The 20,168-nt window shown below is 37.9% G+C and carries 21 protein-coding genes and 3 pseudogenes; 19 read left to right on the top strand and 5 right to left on the bottom strand.

The features are described from left to right. Positions 1-45: 45 nt before the first annotated feature. Positions 46-1,173 (top strand): exodeoxyribonuclease VII large subunit, encoded by a 1,128-nt coding sequence (locus tag EXE10_RS11680; protein WP_130113488.1) that lies wholly within the window; start codon positions 46-48, stop codon positions 1,171-1,173. A 565-nt stretch (positions 1,174-1,738) separates the two neighbouring features. On the opposite strand, the gene EXE10_RS11675 is transcribed toward EXE10_RS11680, so the two are convergent. Further along, entirely contained in the window at positions 1,739-2,440 is a 702-nt protein-coding gene (locus EXE10_RS11675) for a hypothetical protein (protein ID WP_130113487.1), read from the bottom strand. 140 nt (positions 2,441-2,580) lie between these two features. Between EXE10_RS11675 and EXE10_RS11670 the strand changes: the two genes are divergently transcribed. The 4 genes from EXE10_RS11670 to EXE10_RS11655 all read left to right on the top strand — a co-directional run bounded on the left by EXE10_RS11670 (position 2,581) and on the right by EXE10_RS11655 (position 6,945). After that, positions 2,581-4,281 carry a hypothetical protein gene (locus tag EXE10_RS11670; protein ID WP_130113486.1) on the top strand — a complete coding sequence of 567 codons (1,701 nt, stop codon included), beginning with the start codon at positions 2,581-2,583 and terminating at the stop codon, positions 4,279-4,281. Positions 4,282-4,539: 258 nt separating this feature from the next. Continuing rightward, positions 4,540-5,535 carry a YagK/YfjJ domain-containing protein gene (locus EXE10_RS11665; RefSeq protein WP_228256821.1) on the top strand — a complete coding sequence of 332 codons (996 nt, stop codon included), beginning with the start codon at positions 4,540-4,542 and terminating at the stop codon, positions 5,533-5,535. 58 nt (positions 5,536-5,593) lie between these two features. Continuing rightward, positions 5,594-6,553 carry a hypothetical protein gene (locus tag EXE10_RS11660; RefSeq protein ID WP_130113485.1) on the top strand — a complete coding sequence of 320 codons (960 nt, stop codon included), beginning with the start codon at positions 5,594-5,596 and terminating at the stop codon, positions 6,551-6,553. Positions 6,554-6,702: 149 nt separating this feature from the next. Beyond that, positions 6,703-6,945 (top strand): helix-turn-helix transcriptional regulator, encoded by a 243-nt coding sequence (locus EXE10_RS11655; protein ID WP_130113484.1) that lies wholly within the window; start codon positions 6,703-6,705, stop codon positions 6,943-6,945. A gap of 14 nt (positions 6,946-6,959) precedes the next feature. Here EXE10_RS11655 and EXE10_RS11650 read toward each other — a convergent pair whose 3' ends face one another. Beyond that, positions 6,960-7,184 (bottom strand): hypothetical protein, encoded by a 225-nt coding sequence (locus tag EXE10_RS11650; protein WP_130113483.1) that lies wholly within the window; start codon positions 7,182-7,184, stop codon positions 6,960-6,962. A gap of 743 nt (positions 7,185-7,927) precedes the next feature. On the opposite strand from EXE10_RS11650, the gene EXE10_RS11645 reads away from it, so the two are divergent. The 4 genes from EXE10_RS11645 to EXE10_RS11630 all read left to right on the top strand — a co-directional run bounded on the left by EXE10_RS11645 (position 7,928) and on the right by EXE10_RS11630 (position 11,196). Continuing rightward, positions 7,928-9,070, top strand: a complete 1,143-nt coding sequence (locus EXE10_RS11645; RefSeq protein WP_130113482.1) for a hypothetical protein — start codon at positions 7,928-7,930, stop codon at positions 9,068-9,070. Between the two features lie 151 nt (positions 9,071-9,221). Then, positions 9,222-9,593 (top strand): hypothetical protein, encoded by a 372-nt coding sequence (locus EXE10_RS11640; RefSeq protein ID WP_130113481.1) that lies wholly within the window; start codon positions 9,222-9,224, stop codon positions 9,591-9,593. A 118-nt stretch (positions 9,594-9,711) separates the two neighbouring features. Next, positions 9,712-10,068 (top strand): hypothetical protein, encoded by a 357-nt coding sequence (locus EXE10_RS11635; RefSeq protein ID WP_130113480.1) that lies wholly within the window; start codon positions 9,712-9,714, stop codon positions 10,066-10,068. Positions 10,069-10,149: 81 nt separating this feature from the next. Next, positions 10,150-11,196, top strand: a complete 1,047-nt coding sequence (locus EXE10_RS11630) for a DUF932 domain-containing protein (RefSeq protein WP_130113479.1) — start codon at positions 10,150-10,152, stop codon at positions 11,194-11,196. A gap of 80 nt (positions 11,197-11,276) precedes the next feature. Here the strand turns inward: EXE10_RS11630 and EXE10_RS11625 are convergent. After that, a pseudogene (locus EXE10_RS11625) lies at positions 11,277-11,720 on the bottom strand (lambda-exonuclease family protein); the annotation flags it as partial. 61 nt (positions 11,721-11,781) lie between these two features. Between EXE10_RS11625 and EXE10_RS11620 the strand changes: the two are divergent. From EXE10_RS11620 to EXE10_RS21905, 3 genes and pseudogenes are all read left to right on the top strand, one after another. After that, a pseudogene (locus EXE10_RS11620) lies at positions 11,782-12,384 on the top strand (YqaJ viral recombinase family protein); the annotation flags it as partial. Between the two features lie 142 nt (positions 12,385-12,526). After that, complete coding sequence (locus EXE10_RS11615) at positions 12,527-13,459, top strand: hydrolase or metal-binding protein (protein WP_130113478.1); 933 nt, start codon at positions 12,527-12,529, stop codon at positions 13,457-13,459. Between the two features lie 96 nt (positions 13,460-13,555). Then, positions 13,556-13,636: pseudogene (locus EXE10_RS21905) on the top strand (AlpA family transcriptional regulator); the annotation flags it as partial. A gap of 146 nt (positions 13,637-13,782) precedes the next feature. On the opposite strand, the gene EXE10_RS11605 reads toward EXE10_RS21905, so the two are convergent. Then, on the bottom strand, positions 13,783-14,397 hold the full coding sequence (locus EXE10_RS11605; protein ID WP_130113477.1) for a DoxX family protein: 615 nt from the start codon (positions 14,395-14,397) through the stop codon (positions 13,783-13,785). A gap of 158 nt (positions 14,398-14,555) precedes the next feature. Between EXE10_RS11605 and EXE10_RS11600 the strand changes: the two genes are divergently transcribed. The 6 genes from EXE10_RS11600 (at position 14,556) to EXE10_RS11575 (ending at position 17,743) form a co-directional block, all read left to right on the top strand. After that, positions 14,556-14,864 carry a hypothetical protein gene (locus EXE10_RS11600; protein WP_130113476.1) on the top strand — a complete coding sequence of 103 codons (309 nt, stop codon included), beginning with the start codon at positions 14,556-14,558 and terminating at the stop codon, positions 14,862-14,864. Between the two features lie 70 nt (positions 14,865-14,934). Further along, complete coding sequence (locus tag EXE10_RS11595; protein WP_130113475.1) at positions 14,935-15,795, top strand: DUF692 domain-containing protein; 861 nt, start codon at positions 14,935-14,937, stop codon at positions 15,793-15,795. Further along, positions 15,746-16,504 (top strand): DNA-binding domain-containing protein, encoded by a 759-nt coding sequence (locus tag EXE10_RS11590; protein ID WP_130113474.1) that lies wholly within the window; start codon positions 15,746-15,748, stop codon positions 16,502-16,504. The genes EXE10_RS11595 and EXE10_RS11590 overlap by 50 nt, the downstream gene beginning before the upstream one ends. Then, positions 16,501-17,121: an RNA polymerase factor sigma-70 gene (locus EXE10_RS11585; protein WP_130113473.1), complete on the top strand. Its 621-nt coding sequence runs from the start codon at positions 16,501-16,503 to the stop codon at positions 17,119-17,121. Before EXE10_RS11590 ends, EXE10_RS11585 begins: the two co-directional genes overlap by 4 nt. Then, a complete protein-coding gene (locus EXE10_RS11580) occupies positions 17,115-17,300 on the top strand; it encodes a zf-HC2 domain-containing protein (protein WP_213073851.1) in 186 nt (61 codons plus the stop codon). Before EXE10_RS11585 ends, EXE10_RS11580 begins: the two co-directional genes overlap by 7 nt. 215 nt (positions 17,301-17,515) lie before the next feature. Beyond that, positions 17,516-17,743, top strand: coding sequence for a hypothetical protein (locus EXE10_RS11575; protein WP_130113471.1), 228 nt, complete (start codon positions 17,516-17,518; stop codon positions 17,741-17,743). A gap of 388 nt (positions 17,744-18,131) precedes the next feature. Here the strand turns inward: EXE10_RS11575 and EXE10_RS11570 are convergent, their stop codons facing one another. Then, entirely contained in the window at positions 18,132-19,100 is a 969-nt protein-coding gene (locus EXE10_RS11570; protein WP_130113470.1) for a GlxA family transcriptional regulator, read from the bottom strand. Positions 19,101-19,232: 132 nt separating this feature from the next. Between EXE10_RS11570 and EXE10_RS11565 the strand changes: the two genes are divergently transcribed. Next, positions 19,233-20,117 (top strand): MBL fold metallo-hydrolase, encoded by an 885-nt coding sequence (locus EXE10_RS11565; RefSeq protein ID WP_130113469.1) that lies wholly within the window; start codon positions 19,233-19,235, stop codon positions 20,115-20,117. The last annotated feature ends 51 nt before the right edge of the window (positions 20,118-20,168 follow it).

Raw genomic sequence — 20,168 nt, 5'->3', positions numbered from 1 at the left:
ATAAAGCTTTAAGTTGACAGATGTATATAAATTTTAAGATGTGTTATGAACCAGAATTTTTTACCCACTTTTATGATCAGTGACTTACATAACTTTTTAAATGATACCTTAAATGCCTGTATTGCCCAGCGGAAACAAGAACGACAATTGTTTTGTGTACGTGGTATATTAAAAAATGTTGAGCAAGCAGTTGAAAATTCAAAATGGACATCTGTTTATGATCTGATCATTCAAGATGCAACTGGAGCTATCGAGGTTGAGATTTCAAAACACCTGCTATCTAGTTTCAAAAATGGTAGTTATGTTGAAATACAAGGAGTGCCAACATTTAATTTTTTTAGAGAGCAATGCACTAAAAGATTAAAAGGGTACGCTATACGGACTATTGAAGAAGATAGTGCAATACAAGCATTCCAGTCGAAGCTGTCAACATTAGTTGTTTTAAAAAAACATAGACCTAAGAGCTATATTTTTCCCAATCAATTTGATCTTTCAGTCGCTGTGATTTACTCCTCAGCAAGTAAAGTTGATGTACAAAAAGACTTTTACAACTATCTCAGTGAATATCGTGATGAGTTCAATTTTGATGAGAAGCCCGTCAGCTTAAGCAATGTTGATGCCTTATCACAAGTAATAAACTCTTGTACTGCTTATGATATTGTTGTGATTATTCGAGGAGGGGGAAGTAGTGAAGCATTTGATATCTTTAATGATGAAAAAGTATTAAAGGCCTTTTCTAATTTGAATGGATATCGAATTGTAGGCTTGGGCCATAATTCCGATGTAACGCTTTTAGATTACTTAGCGGATCATTCTGCAATCACTCCATCAGATGCAGGAATACATTTGAAAGGGCAGTTTGATGAGTTATTTTCTAGAAATGACATCTTAGAGCAACAGAAAATTAAAATTTTTAAGCTAGAGAATGACCTTAAGGTAAAAAGCGAAGATGTGATTGCCTTGTCTGCCAATTTAAAGCAACTGGCTGATCGAACAGATATACAGACATTAATCAACGAAAATAAGAGCTTGGTTGAACTGAATCATGAACTCAAACAACAAGTAGGTAATAAACGGAAGGATGACGAAACCAACAAAAGAGGTTTCGTTATGATGTTTATTATTGCCGTTTTTGCTGTTATTGCAGGGATAGTATTAGGGAGACTAATGTGAGCATAATAGATAGCCCTCTCAACACAAGTTTTAGATTGAAGTCATTGATCTGATCGTATCATTTCGGAGATTGTACAAAAGGTCATTAAGTTCTGTGATAGTTTGCCACGAACAAGAGTATAAGATAACCTTAATAACTGTGCTGTTAAAGCAAGAAAATTGATAAATGTATGGTCGTTCGAAAGAACTTAATTGCAGTAAAAAATTAAATATGAATATATATTTCGTTCTAAACCAAATGGTTAGGTCTTTTATTTGACTAGCACCGCTTCCGCCAAATTTTGAAAAAAGCCCTTGTATTTGCAAGGGCTTTTTTCTTACCTATACTTTTGCCCCACATAAAATTTTGGATTGGAATATATCGGAATAGACGTCATTGGATAAAGATTGTGGTAAATCTAATGGGTTTCAAATAAGAATAGCTTAAAATAGACTGATAGATACAATAAAAAATAGACATTAGTGAGATCAGATTTTTTGTAGATTTCATTTGTACTAGCTCAAACTTGAGCTGACAGTTACTCATTTTTAATGTGCCTGTAGGGTTAAATTTGAATTAACACACTTATTCTAAGTATGTTCGTAAATTATTTCTGATTTCAAATTTATACTTTCTAGCAGTTTCATCATTAATTATAGGATGGTGGAAATCAATTTTGTGTTCTTGTAGCGTCTCTTTAAAGAAATCATTTAAAGCATATGCTCTGGCTAGGAGGTCATCTAATTCATTAATGCGAGCTTGTAAATTTAGTTTATCGTGTTCGGCTTGTGCACATAAGCTTTTATAATTTGCCAATTCATTTTTTAAGTTTTGAACACGGATAGTTGATTGGTCTATTTTTTTAAGGTGTTCAAATTGTAGTTCTTGGCTTTGATTTTTTCGGACTAGATATTCAATAACAATCTCCTCACGATCAAAGTGATTTTCTTCTTTAAATTTAGATAAAAAATTCGCAGTTTTATGGTCTAGGTAATATTGCTTTTTAACTTTGTTTTTGTCTTTGTCATTTTTCTTGAAAGTGCGGAATTTGGCTTTTAGTTTTTCATAACAGCTCTGAGTGACTTCAATTTGTATGCCATTACTCAATATTCCAAGACCAAAATTGCCTGACAGAAAATGAGGATACATATTGAAATTTGGTGAGTAACCTTGGTGAGTTTTTATGACAAGACCTCTTGGATTTTCCGATTCCTTTTTTATAAATTCTGCTTTAAGCAGACCATCTTCTAAACACCAATCTTTTAAATAAATTTGAGGGCGTCCCATTTTTTAGCTCCAATTGTTGTATCTGATAAGGCGATCTTAAATCATTAAATTGATGGTTAAATCGATATCTAATTATTTATGTTAATAAACATTATATATTAAATTAAAGTAATGGTTATTAATCACTAATAGTTGTTTTTATGAAAAATCCCGAAAAATTGCTAAATAGACAAGGGGAACTAAGGGCAATATCTATATTTATGCTAAGGCATATGGAAATTACTTTATCGCCGATTGATCGAATTATTTTTCTAAGATTATTGGTCTGTTATGGTGGTCGGAAAATTTCAATAGTTGACTTAAAAGCTCTAGCTGATGGAGTAAAGGTCAATTGGTTAACATTGAAAAAATCATTAGATGTATTGGTTGAAAAAGGATTATGTGAGTGGGCAGAAGAAAAAGTTATAAAGTTGAATAAAGTACTACTACCGAGACAAGTAGGTTATCGATGGAGCTGGAAACCATCTGATCAGTTGAGTATTGCTTTAGATAAAGCAAAAGAGGGTGATCAACCTGCGGTAGAGTTAAAAGAGAATAAATCGGCTAAACAAAGTATAAAAAAAATGAGGTTTAAAAAAACTGCTTCTGAGCTTGTCGCTAGTTATCCACGATATGATTTTTTGGAAATTTTATTTTGCTTAATGTTTGATGTCAAAATTAGCCATAAACAAAAAAATGCTGACGAGTTGTTGGAACTCAATTATAAGCAGTGGCTTGTTTTAGTGAACATGGTGCTGTCTAGTGACACTAATGGAATCATTTTTGATGTCGGAACGTATGAATTATCTAAATGGACTGGAATGAGCCGTAATGCATTGCAGCGAGCAATTGCTGATTTATTTGATATGGGAATTCTTCGCTCCAAACTAGATGGAACATTGAACAATAATTTACTTAATTCAGTTGCTCCTGTGTATTGCTTAAATCTTTCAGCTGCCATTTGGGGTGAAAAGCGGATATTTGGGCATTATTACTTTTTGAAATTCCCTAATGAATATACATCTGTCGTAGAACAAGCATTTAATTTCATTCAGTATCTGGCTGCACTTGATCAAGCAAACAAAGCATCACCTTCTTGCAATAATATTGTGAATGAACTTGCCAAAGTATCTGAGGAAGTTAATTATCAAATTATTCAAAGCAAACTGAGCCATGAGATTCGAGAAGAATTTAATTTTGTGACCCAATTTGAAAAGAATTTTGGTCAGTATATACAACTTATGATACCCAGTTTTCGTATGGGGAAATCATTATTGAATACGGATCAAGCGAATATTGCTCGAATTGATTTTTTACTCAATTATTCTATTCAGTTAATGATTTCCAATTTAGGCCAGGCAGAAATATGGCTAAGCTCGTCAATGCCAATGTCTTTGATAGGACGGTTTAATCAGTATTTAACTAAAATTAAATTACCTGAAGTTAATACAAATTTTAAATCTAACAAAGGAAATAGCGAGGATACCCAAATGTCTTTGAAAAAGCAGCTCATTGAAGAATCAAGAGCAAAAACCTTATTTGCCATTTGCCAAGCACTATTCCGTAGTGAAATGATGCCTTTCATTAAAGAGGTGCGCAAGTTGGAGAATTCAAAAGTTTACTTTGATCATGCAGTATTACCATTACAAAATTCGGACCTCTGTGACCGAGTTTATTTTTGTCGTTATGATGCTGAAGAGATAAAGCAGGAAAAGGAACAAGATGCTTTTCATATGCTTGAGTTTGAGCAAATATCAGTTGATCCTGTAGAGTATGCGCTTAACTGCAAAGAGTTGAATTTAAGCTTAGAGGATCAGAAGCGGTATGGGCTGTTCAATCCTAAAAATAACAATAAAAGCTAATTTCTGCCTTAACTCTCGTAAATGGATATTTGAGTAAAAATGCATGAATGCAGTGAGAGCGAAAAGTACACTATCTTATATACAGGTCAGTTTTGTTACCCTTGGTCTGCATACTAAGTCGGTAAATAATATTATTAATTAACTAATTATACATCTATTCATTCATACAGATCATAGATATCTACAATGTAGATCACATATATAATAAATAACTTGAATCCCTTAGTTATGCATCAAACATAACTAAGGAGTATTGACATGTTGCAATACGATCTCTCTCATCAAGCAGCTGTAATGACCGCAGTGAATAACTTTGTTGATTACCAATTGAATGATGGTTTTAACCAGACAGACTTCATTGTTCATCTTTGTGTATTGATTCCTGCATTTAAGGTTTTTGACCAAGAGGATGTTGAATACTGTACTTTGGTTGGGGCGTTTAAAGACGTGGTGCAATTAGTTGAAGCTTATCGAGGTGATTTAGGGATTGAAGAATATTTGATACAGTTATCACCTATAGAGATATCCAACTTACAGATTCAGTTACGAAGTCATAGGTCACAGCACTTGGCTGAGGTTCGGTTGTTTAAACAGCAAGAGGAAGAGAATCAAGACCGCTTTTTAGAATATGTGCAGAGGATTCTAAACGATCATTATAAGGTTTTGGTTGTGCGTGTGGATTTGGGATATTTAAAAGCGTCTATGTCAAATATTACGGTGCAGGATTTCTATAGCCATATTGAATCAATTCGTTATCTACTTAAAGACAAGAATGGCTGTTTTAAGCATTTATTGGGCTATGGGTTAGCATTAGAGCAGGGTACAACAAAAGGCTACCATGCGCATCTGATGCTGATCTACAACGGTTCTGAGCGTTGTCAGGACTGGTACTTAGCGAATGAGGTAATTCAAAAGTGGCAGGAGATAACTCAGGGTTTAGGTTACGGACTCAATAACAATACCCCTGAAAAGAAAAAAAAATACGCTGATCGAGGTTTATTGGGGATAGGCATGATCCATCGCAATCAGCCTGTAGAAATGCAGAATGCTTTGAATGTAGCCCGTTATCTCACTCAGCCTGAAAAGTTGATGCAGAGGATGTTGATTAAGCCATTGGGTAAAAGAACTTTCTTTAAAGGAATTTACCACGAGCATGGGCGTAAGTATAAAAACAATCATCCAATATCAGCAGAAGCAGGAATTTGGTCTGAACAAGATCTAGTTGACTTACTGGATGAGCCAATCGTCATTTAACTGTAAAAAAATATGGAGTGGGCAGTTCTATGAAAAATTTCACTTCATAGGACTCTCCATGGACATTACACAAATTGAACATCAGACTGCACCACGTTTAGAGCAAGATATACACAACTTCTTTACTCAAGTGCGATTTGGTTCACCCATCCCGCCCATGATTCATGATGAACATATTCAGAAAATCATTGAACAAACGGCTCAAGTATTACTAGAGTACTTTCGAGAGTGGAATGAGCTGATGTTTCATCATCGAGATTCAGATTGCAGTTTTTGGGTGACACAATTCAGAAACGCCTATTTTACTGTGTTGCAGCAAATCGACTCACGTCAGCATTATTTTAATCCAACTGCCAAACATACTGCAAAATGGCTGGCGGAGCATGTATTAAATAAACTGAAACAGTTATTTGCAACTACGGGTTTTCATGAGGCTTTACATCAAAGTAATGAGCAATACGAGAAGAGAGTTGATCATTTGCGTGAGCTTTATTCAGAAGTCAGCAAATTGAGTGTAGATGCGCCTGATTTAAAGTTCTATCTGAGTTATCCAGTGGGTACTGAACTGTTGCAATCAGTCGATCAAGTGATTCAATCATTTCGGGCATTTGAAAAGAAGCTAACATCCTTACCTTGGTTCCGTGCACAAGTCATATTTAGCTATTACCACTTAATTCGCGATAGTACTCGAAACTGTTACGTGATTAGATTTTACCTTACCTTTCAAAAAGTCTTTTATTCCAATGATATTGACTATTCAGTTGATCTATTAAGGCTGTGGCAGGATACCACTCATGGTATGGGGATTTTATTGCAAATTCCAGATGAAGAAACACAGCACTCAAATGGCAATCCATTCGGATTTGACCCAGATGGGCTTTTTAACTTTCCTGAGCCTAAAAACCCATTGGATGATCTTGGTGACTTGCCAAATACGGCATCGAGTGTAGGTGAGCAGATGAATAAGATTTGCATCGCAACACGTGGATTTAAAATCTTTAATGGTAAGAAATGGTGATTCTAATCCCATTAAAGTAAATCGAAATGACTGACCTCTGTATCCAATTCAATGGATACGGTGGGCTTTCGAGGAGTACATATTTTTTTACGGTGATGGACATGATATGTGCAGAACGCACGCCTTCATACCACATCGGAGTCCATCAGATGAATGCGCTAAATTCACAAACATTTCAGATCAACCAAATCCTAAACATCAAGCAATTGGTTGAAATCACAGGGTTGAGTCGTGCCACCATTTATTCACTGCTAGATCCTAAATCCAAGTATTACGATGCCAGTTTTCCTCAGCAGATCAATTTAACCAGCAATCGAGTCGGTTGGATTGCACATGAGGTCAATGCATGGATTGGTCAAAAGATCAGTCAACGTAGAATGATCACAAATTGAAATAAAATACAAAGCTATGAATGAGATTGTTGCCCCATCAGTTGTAATGCCAGTGCATAAGCAAAATCAGGAGAAATCGATTCTGCGATGAAGAAAGCTTGAGGTGGGGCAAAGTCTAAGACTTGTTTGAAATAAAGGGTTTCTTTGCCCGTTTGTTTATCAAAGAACTTAAACTCATCCTGCGAATGCGAATATTCGAGCCCATACAGTGGACCTCCAATACACTTCAATCGCTGCATGCAGAGATTCCTTTCATAACGCTAAGCACCATTATAATTAAGTGTGTTGTTCAATTCAGCATGAAATTATAGCTTCAGTTGAAGTTTAGATGATGTTGATTATTCAATAGTCATTCTGAATCAGAAGTATAGCGAAAACACTCAATTGATTGTTTTAGTAAAAATACAACGTTGACAGTTTAAATCCTGCCAATTATCCTTGGTTTGCTGACCTACATTGTCAGTTGGTTTTAGCAGACCATATACACACAAGCACATCAAAAGAGTCATTTTTTGGTGGCGAACTCGTTCGTTCCTCCTCCGTTGCGGTAGGGCGAGGGAGGGACGCCTTGTGCGTGCTGATTCTTGTGTGTCAGTCTGCTAACCCTCTCTCGTTCTGCCACCATTATTTAGCAGTAATTTGGTAGAGCTCTTTAATACACACAAGGAGTCCGCCATGCGTACTACATTTTTAAATGCTCATTCTCTTTTTTACCCCAGTACTCTCTATGGCGTTGTCGTTGTCAGATAAAACTGCATTTTAAAAAAATTTAGCAATTGGGGAACGCTCAATGAAGGCGCTTGTTCCTTTATTGGCCTGCACATCTGAATCATTTTATCACTGATCTATAGATAGATTCCTTTCTACGGAACAGTCACGTCAGAAGAAAAGGCAGAACTCCAAGAAGAACATCAAACCACCATAAGTCCAGTTTTGTGATTGCTGAGAAGTGCTTATGGACAATGAAAGAGAATGATGCACGATGACAACTAAATTAAAGTGTCTGTCTTTATGTATTTTATTGGTGGGACTGAATGCCTGTTCCAGTAAAGATCAGCCTGAAAGTGGTGATCCTGCTGTAGAAGCTCAAGCAACAGAAAGCGGTAAAGCTTTGCAGAATATCACTGAGAAACCAACCGTGATTGTGCCGAAGGCGCAGATCAGCCCTGATCAAAGTCTGCAAGAATTAGAACTTTCGGATATCCCAGAACATCAAAAAATTCGATATCCCACCAGTTGGGAAATAGAACGGATTGGAGACTCTACCTTTTATGGAAACTATGATCTGATACACCCTCAGCTCAATCTAGATCCAGATCAAATTTTCGTGATCGGTAATCAAAATCATGATCCTCAAGAAAATTATCTGTTGATTGATTTGACCAACGATGAATATTTCAAATATAGCAATAATTTGGCGATCAATCATATCCGCTATACGAAAGCCCCTCATATTGAGCCGAAGCAAGAATTTGAAAAAACACAGGACTATGAAGCACGAGTGCAACGGGAAAGGCAAAATGCGGAAAGCAAGGTTAAGGACTATGATCTGACATTACTGGAACAAGCCTTAAATCGAAGTGTTCGAGATATTAGGTTGAACTCCTCTTATGCGTCCTATACCTACGATGCAGATCATGAACAGATGACGGTTCGATATGGACAAGATATTGGGTCTAGAGTTTTTCTGGAATCAGAAGTACTGATAAAAGTTCAACCTGAATTAGCCAAACAAATCGCCGAATATTTTGGGCAACTCAAATTAGGGTATGTATTCGATTTCAAAAATAATCAGCTGAGTCTAAATGGCATCTTTTTCTATTTTAACAAACCGGGCAATCTAGATCGGCGTCGCAACAATATTATAGAGGTGATGTATGTTTCGCCTGTATTCAAACCACTAAGCTTTAAGCAAAGATCAGCAGTTGAACTGGAATGGCACTTTGTTGATAACGCAATAGAACAACTGAAAACCATGCCATTTAAAGATGTCTCACATGCGCCAGTATGGAATTTCAAATTTGGTCTTGAGAACTATCTTTCCCCAGAAACCCTCTTGCAGAAATATCCCAAGAAAGTCGTCCCTGTAGAACCTGAAAAATTCGATTATCTGGGAGATGGGTGAAAGTGACCAAACCTGCTGTTGAGTACCTCTTAAAAATAAAGAAATTTCAAATACATATTACCCAGATGTAAGGGCTTCCTCTTCTCAATGCTAATTGAGGGAAAGCATTCATATTTCTACATCTGAATACAATATTTAGGAGCAATCCAAAATGAACAACTTGATGAAAACTTTGGGCTTTACCACATTACTCTCGTTATCTGCATTGGCTTTACAAGGATGCAGTTCAGGGCTGGAACCAGATACTTTTTCGGTCGAATTGAATGAAATGGTTTATGGGACATGGAACCGTCCTGCAGTGATTACGATCCGTTCAAATACAGCAGAACCGATAGAAGTGACCAATGTCACGGTGAACAACGGACAATGTACCTATATGGGATCTGATAAAAGATTTAATTTCCCACTACATTTTCAGATGGGGCAAATAGCTCGATTGCGACTGGATAAATGTAGTTTCTCTAACGTCGTACAAGTGGATATAGAAACCACCAAAGGTAGTGTAAGTTATCAGTTCAATTAATGCTGAAGCTTGAAGTGTATCTCAGTTTCTAAGTACTGAATTAAAGATAAGCTCATCAAAAACCATGCCCTTTAAGGGCATGGTTTTTTTATGCCTGAAATTTTATGGAGTTATCTCTATGTCTCGAATTTATTGTCCGATGTGTGCCAGCGATGAGATTGAAATCGCTGAACCGCATCTATCCAATCCCAATCCTTCATTGGGTCAAACCCTGCTTAAACCGCCGATGCAGAGCCTGATGCAATATATCGTGAACTATGCCGCAATGGGTATTTCAGGTGCACGATTGATCAAAGGGCAAGGTCCGATGGTCTATGTGGTCGGTGCTGTGATAGGTGGGGCAGTCGGATGTGCTGCATGTTTTCTCAATTATGTACAAGAACAGCAACCCAATCCCATGCTGAAAGAAACCGCACAAGCCCAAATTCTGTATGAGTGTCTGGAATGTGGTCATCACTTTGCAGTTCGAGCTTAGTCGTATAAAAGCAGCACAAACAACCCTACAAACGTTAAAACTTACAAAACCCCAAATTTACATTGAATAGGAAAAAGAACTATGGCACATCAAATTGAACAAATGGCTTATGTCGGTCAAACCCCTTGGCATGGCTTAGGTAATCAACTCACTCAAAATCAACCGATTGAAGTCTGGGCACAACAGGCAGGTATGGATTGGCAGATTGAATCTTCAGATGTCAGCTATATGGCTAAAAATGAGCGTGGACAAAGCATCATCATGCCCTATGAAGAACAGCGGGTACTTTATCGTTCGGATACCCATGCACCGTTGTCTGTGGTCAGTCAGCGTTATCAGGAAGTGCAACCTAAACAGATCTTGGAGTTTTATCGTGATCTGACCGAACAATCGGGCTTTGAACTGGAAACCGCTGGGGTACTGAAAGGCGGGAAGAAATTCTGGGCATTGGCTAAAACGGGACAAAGCTCAGCCTTAAAAGGTAAAGATGTGAGCAATGGCTACATTCTCTTAGCCACTGCTTGTGATGGTACTTTAGCGACCACTGCTCAATTCACCAGTATTCGCGTGGTGTGTAATAACACCTTAGCCATTGCTTTAAATGGACAGAACAGTAGTGCAGGTGTGCTTAAAGTACCGCACAGCACTAAGTTCGATGCAGAGAAGATTAAACAGCAACTGGGTATTTCAGTGCGTACATGGGATGAACACATGTATGAAATGAAACAACTCAGTCAACGTAAAGTCACACAGACCGAAGCAGCAGCCTATTTCGATGCGGTGTTTAACAACACTAGCCTAAGCAATGTAGAACAAGACGAGGGCATTATTCAGTTCTATCGTAATGTCGCTGCACAAGCCAACCACACAGCCAAAGCTGACAACAAGACTGAACCGAATAGACGAACCATGTCTAAAGTCATGACCATGTTTAATGGACATGGTCGTGGAGCAGAGCTTAGTTCAGCCAAAGACACCGCTTATGGTTTATTGTGCTCGATCACAGAATTTGCCGATCACGAGCGTCGCGCCATGAGTCAGGATCACCGTCTCGATTCTGCATGGTTCGGTGCAGGCGCAGGGCTTAAGCAACGTGGACTTGAACAAGCATTACGCTTGATTGTTTAAGTTTAGATTCAGATTTGGGGTCTAAGATGATCCCATCAGATCAATATGATCCTGAAAATCTCCTTGAATCCAAATACCTCTTTACATTCCAGAATTTGCACTTCATCACTCCCCACAACAGAGTAGTCTAAGTTAGCCAACATGAAATGCTTATCGGGATCAGGATGTTGCAGTACTGCATTCACACGTCTGACTTTATGCTGGGTGTACATGCTGTAGTATTCCGCAACGAGCGGCTCCAACTGCTTGCCCCAATACAAAGGAGCATGGCCTTCACTTTCATCTTTGATATTTTGTTGAATTCGTCCTGTTTTGATCATCCACAGTTCAAGCATCGACATATAAGGATTCAGACCACAGGCTGCGGCACAATCACTACTTCCAATACCCTTACGTCTGACTTCTAGCCATTCATCTTGAGTCATGTGTTTGGTTTCTGCTAAGCGTTTTGGATGAGCGAGTTTAGAACGATGGATATGAATATTTGTTCTAGCTGGATTAGGTTGAATTAACACTGAGTTCATAAATAATTTCCTCTAATTATTAAATTTTAGGCATAAAAAAAGCCACATCTGGAGATGTGGCAAAACCGCTGGGGAATATGGTGCCAAGTTGTGGCGAGATGGTGTGCCTTTATATGTACTCTGTCAGGTACAACATCAATTGGCTGTGACAGGCAAAAAGGCAGCGCATATATGTGTCTTAATTTGTGGACATGAAACACGTATCTTTAAAGTCACCCGTTCAGAATCGGTGATTCAGCACATCATCAATGTCGAACGTTACTTCTGGGAATGTGTGGAAAAGGATACCCCACCTGAAGCCGATGCCAGTGAATCGGCAGCCAAAGCACTACAACTGTTGTATCCAGAGCATGTACCACTCAGTACCACAGACTTATCTGAAGATGAGCAAGCCAATCAACAGTTTGAACAATTGATTCTAGTACGTAATCAAGTTGAAAAACACCAAGAGCAATTTGATCTACTTAAACATCAACTTCAAGCCAAGATGCAAGAGGCTGAACGTGCCACCTTTAAAACAGGTTCAGTGACGTGGAAAAAGTCGAAAGATTCGATCAGCTTGGATAGCAAGGCATTACTCAAATCGCACCCTGAATATCTGAACCAGTACCCACAAAGCAAGCAGGGCACACGGCGTTTCAACATTTACTGCAATGATGATTGAAACAGATTTAGCCTAAGTGCAATTCACAAGCAGAATCTCAAGCTCTACTCAAAAATCCCATGCCTCAGCGCATGGGATTTTTTATGCCTATTTCATTTTTAACCAAGCATATCTCCACATTTAAGCAGAAGAGGAAAATACCATGATTAAAGGTTTAGCCATTACACCGCCAATTCTTGGGCGGATCAGTATCGGTAAGGTGGTGGAAAAGAATGGCAAGCGCATCCCTGAAAAGGATGACCAATTCACCATTACCAGCCAAATCCAAAATAAGGATAGTAGTTGGGTGAAACATCCACTTGATGAACAACTTCGAGCTAAAGCACCCAATCAAAAACTCCGCTCAATCCCAGTCCGTATGATCTTCAATGATCCTGAACTGAATCTGCGGGTAGAGTACAGCCTATTTGATCGACAAACAGGACGATTAATCTGTTCAGGCAATGGTGAAACTTGCCAGCGAATGACCAATCAAGGGGTAGAACAACATGCATGCCCATCCCCTGATTTATGTCCATTTGCGCAAGGTGGACTCTGTAAACCTTATGGTCGACTCTATATGAATTTAGATGAATCCGATGAACTTGGCACATTCATTTTTAGAACTACAGGTTTTAATAGTATCCGTACTTTGGCAGCACGACTCAGTTATTACCATGCTGCATCCAATGGCTTGCTGTCATGTTTGCCTCTACAGCTTACCCTTCGAGGCAAGTCCACCACTCAAAGCTATCGTACACCTGTCTACTACGTGGACCTCACTTTAAGAGAGAGTATTCATTTACAAGAGGCTTTGCATACCGCCAAAGAAATTGACCAGAAAAGTAAGCTGTGCGGATTTAACCAAAGTGCTTTAGATCAAATGGCTCGGCAGGCTTATGGCAGTGCACGATTTGAGGTGGATTCAGATGAGGGGTTGGATTTGGTGGAGGAGTTCTATGCGATGACTTCTTCTGAAGCTGATCAACGGCCTGTTGAATCGAAAGCTAAGACAAAACCTAAGCTCAATCAGGATGATGGATTTGTACAGGATATTCAGAAAGGATTGCAGGGGAGTGTGAGGGCTGTGAATTAGATGAATTTAGATAACGTAGGACTTCGTAAAATTTTATGGGACTGCCCTATGATTTGGGCAAATAACCGCTCGCATCAATGATTAGGAGTAAACATCATGAATGCGTTTACAGGTCAGACTTTTCACATGAACCAAATTATTAATTCGAAAGCGGTCATTAAATTTACGGGCCTAAGTTAGGTGATAATCTATAACGTTATTGATGAACTGTATGGGAGTTTAGGCTCCCTATTTTTTTTGTGTAAACTAGTGCTAACGAGTAATTTTGAATTAATTAGAATAAGGTATCATTCGATACCTATATTTCTAAAATATAATGATATTTACACTTTTACTTTAAAAAATAGACGCTTTACCCAGTAATCAAAACTTAGATAGCGCCCACCACCGAGTACCAATAAAGCTAACAGCATGACTAAGTAAGTTACTGCAAACTCAATACCATTATTCAATATGACAAATGATCCACTTGAAGTTAACCAGTCATAATTTCCATACATGTCTAAGATCTGGCGAGCCTTTTCTAACTTTTCAGATGAAGCAATCACCTGAGCACTAGCAAATGGCGCACTCGGATCAGCAATTGCTTGCCATCCATTGGGTAAATGTACCGTAACGATAGCAACTAACATGGTGATAATGAGTGGAATGCTGATGAAGCGAGTTAATAAACCTACTGTTAACAGAATTGAACCCATAATTTCAGTCGAAGTTGCGAGTACTGCCAGCAGTGTAGGAAATGGTAGACCTAAACCCCAATCAGTATTACCGAACCATTCGACTGTATCTTGAAAATGGATAAATTTATTTGTACCAGCCATCCAGAATATCGGGACTAAATAAAGTCTTAGTGCAAGTGCAGCAATACCATCAACATGTTTTATGACACTACAAAATTTTTGGTATTTTTCCGATAAAAGATAGATAACGTTGTTCATGATAAATTCACACCCAATGCGATTGAATAGTCATTAGTCGGGTGATAACGGTGTTTCTTACATAATTTTTAATTTGGACTGTAATAAATGTCAGTTTAAGTCGTCTAACAATATGTACCTAAGTACAAACCGAGAAATTATCTTAAAGGAATAGAAAAATGAACAAACTAAACTCAATTACATCAGTCGCAGCACTATTAGCTTTATCTGTAGTTGGTGTAACTCAAGTATCCGCAGCAACAACTACTCATGCGACAGAAACACATGCAAGTAAAGCGGCTGATGGCAAATGTGGTGAAGCTAAGTGTGGTGCAAATAAAATGCATAAACACGAAAAGACCACTGAAGCAAAATGTGGCGCTGATAAAAAAGCAGCAGATGGTAAATGTGGTGCAACCAAGAAAGCAGCAGATGCGAAATGTGGTGCTGAGAAAAAAGTTGCTGATGGCAAGTGTGGCGCTAAATAGTCAATCAGCTAGAAGATGATGTCGCTATGGATCACATAGTCGACATCATTTCCAAAATTGGAGTATCGCTATGGTTGATTTAGCTGGTGTAGGACTTGGGCTGAGAAGAGATTTTATAGATGAATTTCTTAGTGCTGAAAAAGCTCCAGATTTTATAGAGATTGCACCTGAAAATTGGATGGGTTTTGGTGGTCGGCATGCAAAACTATTAGCTCGATGCGTAGAAAAAGTACCTTTAATCTGTCATGGACTGTCTTTATCGATTGGAGGACCTCATCCGCTCAATCTTGAATTTATTCAACAGATTAAAAGTTTCTTAGCAGATTATCATGTCCCGATTTATTCTGAACATTTAAGCTATACTCATGATAGTGGCTACTTATACGACTTAATGCCGATTCCAATGACTGAGGCTGCGGTCAAATATGTGGCTGAACGCATTTTGCGTGTCCAAGATATTTTAGGAAAAAGGTTGGTGATTGAGAATGTCTCAACCTATTTAATGCCAAATGCTGAAATGAGTGAAGCCGACTTTGTCTCTGAAGTGCTTGAGCAAGCCGACTGCGAGTTATTACTTGATGTAAATAATGCCTATGTAAACAGTATAAACCACGGTAGTGATGCGTATGCTTTTATTCGAGCAATGCCCAAAGAGCGGATTCGTTATATACATATTGCTGGGCATGAACAAGTTGAACAAGATCTATTGATTGATACGCATGGCGCAGAAGTCTGTGATTCTGTTTGGCAATTATTGCAATATACGTATCAAGTCTGTGGCGTAAAGCCAACCTTACTTGAGCGGGATTTTAATATTCCATCATGGCAAGTGCTACAAGATGAAATGACGAAAATTAAAATAATGCAGCAGGAGGGCGGTCATGAAAACAGAGCAAATATCTTTCCAAGCGACGCAGCAACAGTTTTGTGATTGGATTCGTTCTCCTCAAACTGAGTTACCCAAATCACTTCCTGCGGAAAGAATGCAGATTTATCGAGATTTACTTTTTAATAATGTTTGTTCTTTTATTAACTTGGTTTATCCAGTAACTCGAGCAATGTTGCCTGAGTTACAGTGGCAAAAGCTATTAAGTGAATTCTTTCAAAAAGCGCAATGCGATTCACCATTTTATAATGATATTTCCCTACAATTTAGAGAGTATCTGACAGACTGTCAGCATCCCAGTTTACAACAATATCCTTGGTTAGCTGAGCTCTTACAGTTTGAATGGCTTGAACTCTATTTAGATACCGTTGAAATTGCAAAAACAACGGTGACTTGGCAGGATAAATGGCAATTAAATACCCAAGTCTGGGTGCTCGTTTATCAATATCCAGTCTATCAATGGTTATCAAGCATGAGCATTTCTGAAATTGAGCATATGCCGAGTGTCATCATGGTGTGGCGAAATGATCAAGATCATATCTGCATAGAAAGCTTATCCGTTTTATTTGCAGTGGTTATTGAACAACTCAATCAACAAGCGTTAGTTGAACAAGACATTAAAAATTTAATAAAAGCGACGGTCCCTGATTTTTCGAATGCCCAGATCCAAACACAGCTCGATGAACTCAAAATACAATTAACTCGATTGGAATTGTTAGATGCTCCCAATAACAATGATGAGGAAAAGGGATGAGCGCTGAGCCAGCAAATAGAGATGAGGAAATATTGCAACAACTGCAAAGCTCAGCCTTTTTAATCGACCTCAGACAACAAATGTTGAAGTTTGCCATTTTACAATTGTCCTCATTTCAACTTGCTGAAGATGCTGTTCAAGAAGCATTAACCAGTGCATACCAACATATTGGTTCTTTTACTGGTCGGGCGGCTTTTAAAACATGGGTTTTTGCGATTTTAAAAAACAAAATTATTGATTTAATTCGGCAAAAATCTCGTTTGATGACGATGAGTGAATTGTTCAATGATGAGGAAAGCGAATTAAGTATAGATGCATTATTTGATGCTTCCGGACATTGGCATAAATATGAAGCCCCTCAAGCATGGCCCAGTCCAGAAGAGATGTTGGAACAACAAGACTTCTGGATCATTTTTGATGCCTGCTTAAATCATTTACCAGCCAAATATGCACAAGTTTTTATGCTCAGAGAAATGATTGAACTGAGCTCAGATGAAATTTGTGAAAAGCTCGGAATTACTGTTACTAACTTAAATGTACTTATGTATAGAAGTCGAACAAGATTACGTGAATGCTTAGAAAATAAATGGTTATTGAAGGAGGATTGCTCATGCTAACGTGTCGCCAAGCCACCCAATTATTATCGGAAAGATTAGACAGACCACTTCTGTTTCTAGAGCAGGCTGATTTGCAAATTCATTTGTTGGCATGCCGTTCATGTCGTCGTTATGGAAAACAAGTCAAAACACTCAGTCAACTTGCCAAAGAGTTTAAAAATTTTGATGAGGGTAAGTAGGTAGCATCTGCTGTTTACGAATATAAAGCCCTCAGGTCAAGTTGATGCGAGTAATGTAAAATAACTATTAATTCGAGTTTGAGACTTTGTACCTGAATGATGATGTTGGTTTTATAAAATCTATATGTTTTTAAAGAAAAATATTTTATATCGGTTCTTTATTGGTGATTGCTTTGTACATTTACTAGTCAAATTCACGTTGTGGAGAGGTCGGTATGTATAACTTTTCAGTAAGTGATCTAGACCAAATAATTGAAAACACACTGAATGAAAATAAAAAGATCAGTAAAATGTTGATGGGATATAAGCTATTTCATGAGCTAATGAATGATCCTAAGTTTCATGCAGAAGTGAACAATTCAGCGTTAAGTGCGACGAAAAGAAAATATAAGTGTTTAAAAATCAAAATTACTACGGATGAATACAAGATTAACTTTGAGTAAAATCATCTACTTGAATAAAAACTCTTGGAGTCAAAGTACAATATTAAAATTAAGAGCACCCACTTTTCTACTGTGAAAAAATTCGATAAGATAATAATCCATTATTTTTTTGTGCTCTATATGCGCCCCCGAATACGTAAGTTCTTACATTCCTTTTATTCACCACCAAATTCAAAAGTTCTCGAAATGAAATATAACTTAAGTAGTTATAGTGATTTGGACTTACTCAAAAAAATTCAAAAATCTAGCTGTCAGAATCTTAGAGCAGCCATTTGCAGCATCCTTTATGAGCGTGGTTATACCCCCGCTGAAATCACGTTATTAACCAAAGAATAGCCTTAACGTAAAGGCCATCCATGCTGAACTGTTAAAATTACAAATATTTTACTTAGAGCTGAAGATCGTTAGTGTTGATCCCAAAAGCTTTTCTCCATGCCTGAGGGCTGGTACCATATTTCTCACGAAATTTTTTCCTAAATGACACTGTATTATTAAAACCTGAAAGCTCGGCTATCTTTTCGATAGACAAGTTTGTCGTTTCTAAGAGTTCACAACTTAATCTGATTCTTTCAGTATTTAGCCAATCGACTAAGGTCATACCTGTAGCTTTCTTAAAATGCCGTGTGAACGTCCTACGTGTCATATGTGTCCGTTCAGCTAGGCTTTCAATATTATGTTGTACAGCTAAATTCGTTCTTAAAAAATCAAGTAATAAGTTAATTTGTGCATCTTGACTCGATGCTGCTACTGGCTGTTCAATAAACTGAGCTTGCCCACCTTCACGGTGAGGTGGAATTACCATTACTCTAGAGACTTTATTCGCAATTTGTGCATTATAGATTTCACGTACCAAGTACAAACAGCAGTCTAACGCTGCGCCTGTTCCAGCAGAAGTTACGATCCTTTGGTCTTCTACATACAAAGCATCATGATCTAGCTGAACCTGTGGAAATCGCTCACTGAAATCTTGTTCAGCCATCCAGTGCGTAGCTGCTTTTTTATGGTCAAGTAAACCAGCATATGCCAATGCATAAGTTCCATAGCATAACCCTACAATTCTAATTCCAGTCTGATATGCCCAATTTAGGGCATCGATAAGTACTTGTTCAGGCTCGTGATTAAAATCATCCCACCCAGGAATAATAATAAGATCCGACTCTTTAATAAGTTCGATCCCACCATCAGGCATAATCACCATGGATTGTTCGGTTTTTACAGGCTGGCCATCTATAGAAAAAATTTTAATGTAAAATAAGGGCTTATCTTCAATTTTGATATTGAAGATAGTGTGGGGAATAGAGAAGTGAAATGGATTTATATTGGGATAGACGAACAATCCAATCACTGGTATAGCCATTAAACCTACCTCTCTAAAATAATGAATATAGCATGTTGTCCCAATAGTTTCGATGATTGTCCTTAAGGACAGTTTTTTTGATTGATGATTTCTATCATGATCCAAGTATGACTAAATGATTGGATCTGGAACATGAATCAAATTTTAAGTAGTTCTCTTATTACACTTTCTCTGGCAATGGCTTCAGCCCATTTATATGCGAATGATAATCTGGTTCAGCGAGATACCTCTAAAGTTACGCATATACAAGAAATTCGCAATGCAACGATTAAAGTAACTTATGCTGATACAACTTTTTTAATTGACCCAATGTTTGCGAAAAAGGGCTTGTATGAAGGTTTTCCTGATACTCATCGTAGCTATTTACGTAACCCATTAGTCGATTTGCCCATCAAGCCTGAAACTATTTTAGAAGGTGTAGATGCGGTAATTGTGACCCATACACATTTAGATCATTGGGATGATGCAGCACAAGCGACTATTCCAAAAAATATGCCTTTGTTTGTACAGAATAAAGAAGACCAAAAAGTCATCCAGTCACAGGGGTTTAAAGATGTTCGTGTATTAACACAAACAATGTTTGAAGGCATTAAACTCACTAGAATCGGTGGTCAACACGGTACTGATGCTATGTACCGTATTCCTAAGCTCAAAGCTGGATTAGGTGAAGCAATGGGTATGGTATTTGAAGCTAATGGCCATGAAACGGTTTATGTGGCTGGTGATACCATTTGGCGCCCTCAAGTTGATCAAGCAATTCAATCTTTTAAACCGGATGTGATTGTATTAAATACAGGTAACGCTTTGGTTAATGGCTTTAATGAATCCATTATTATGGGCAAAGAAGATACTTACCGAGCAACTCAGAAAGTGCCAAATGCCAAAGTTATTGCTGTTCACATGGATGCCATTAACCACATGTCGGTAACACGTGCTCAGCTTGCAGAATATGTAAAAGACAAAGGAATCCAAGATAAGGTTTTAATTCCTATCGATGGTGAAACGCTTTCTTTTTAAAATAACTTAAAGAAGTGGGAGCATTCCACTTCTTTAAAATCCTAAGTAGAG

This window comes from Acinetobacter sp. WCHAc060033 (assembly GCF_004209125.1).
In the GTDB taxonomy this organism is placed as follows: domain Bacteria; phylum Pseudomonadota; class Gammaproteobacteria; order Pseudomonadales; family Moraxellaceae; genus Acinetobacter; species Acinetobacter wuhouensis.
Note: the sequence above shows the minus strand (reverse complement) of the source record. Positions and strands in the feature narration are given on the sequence as shown.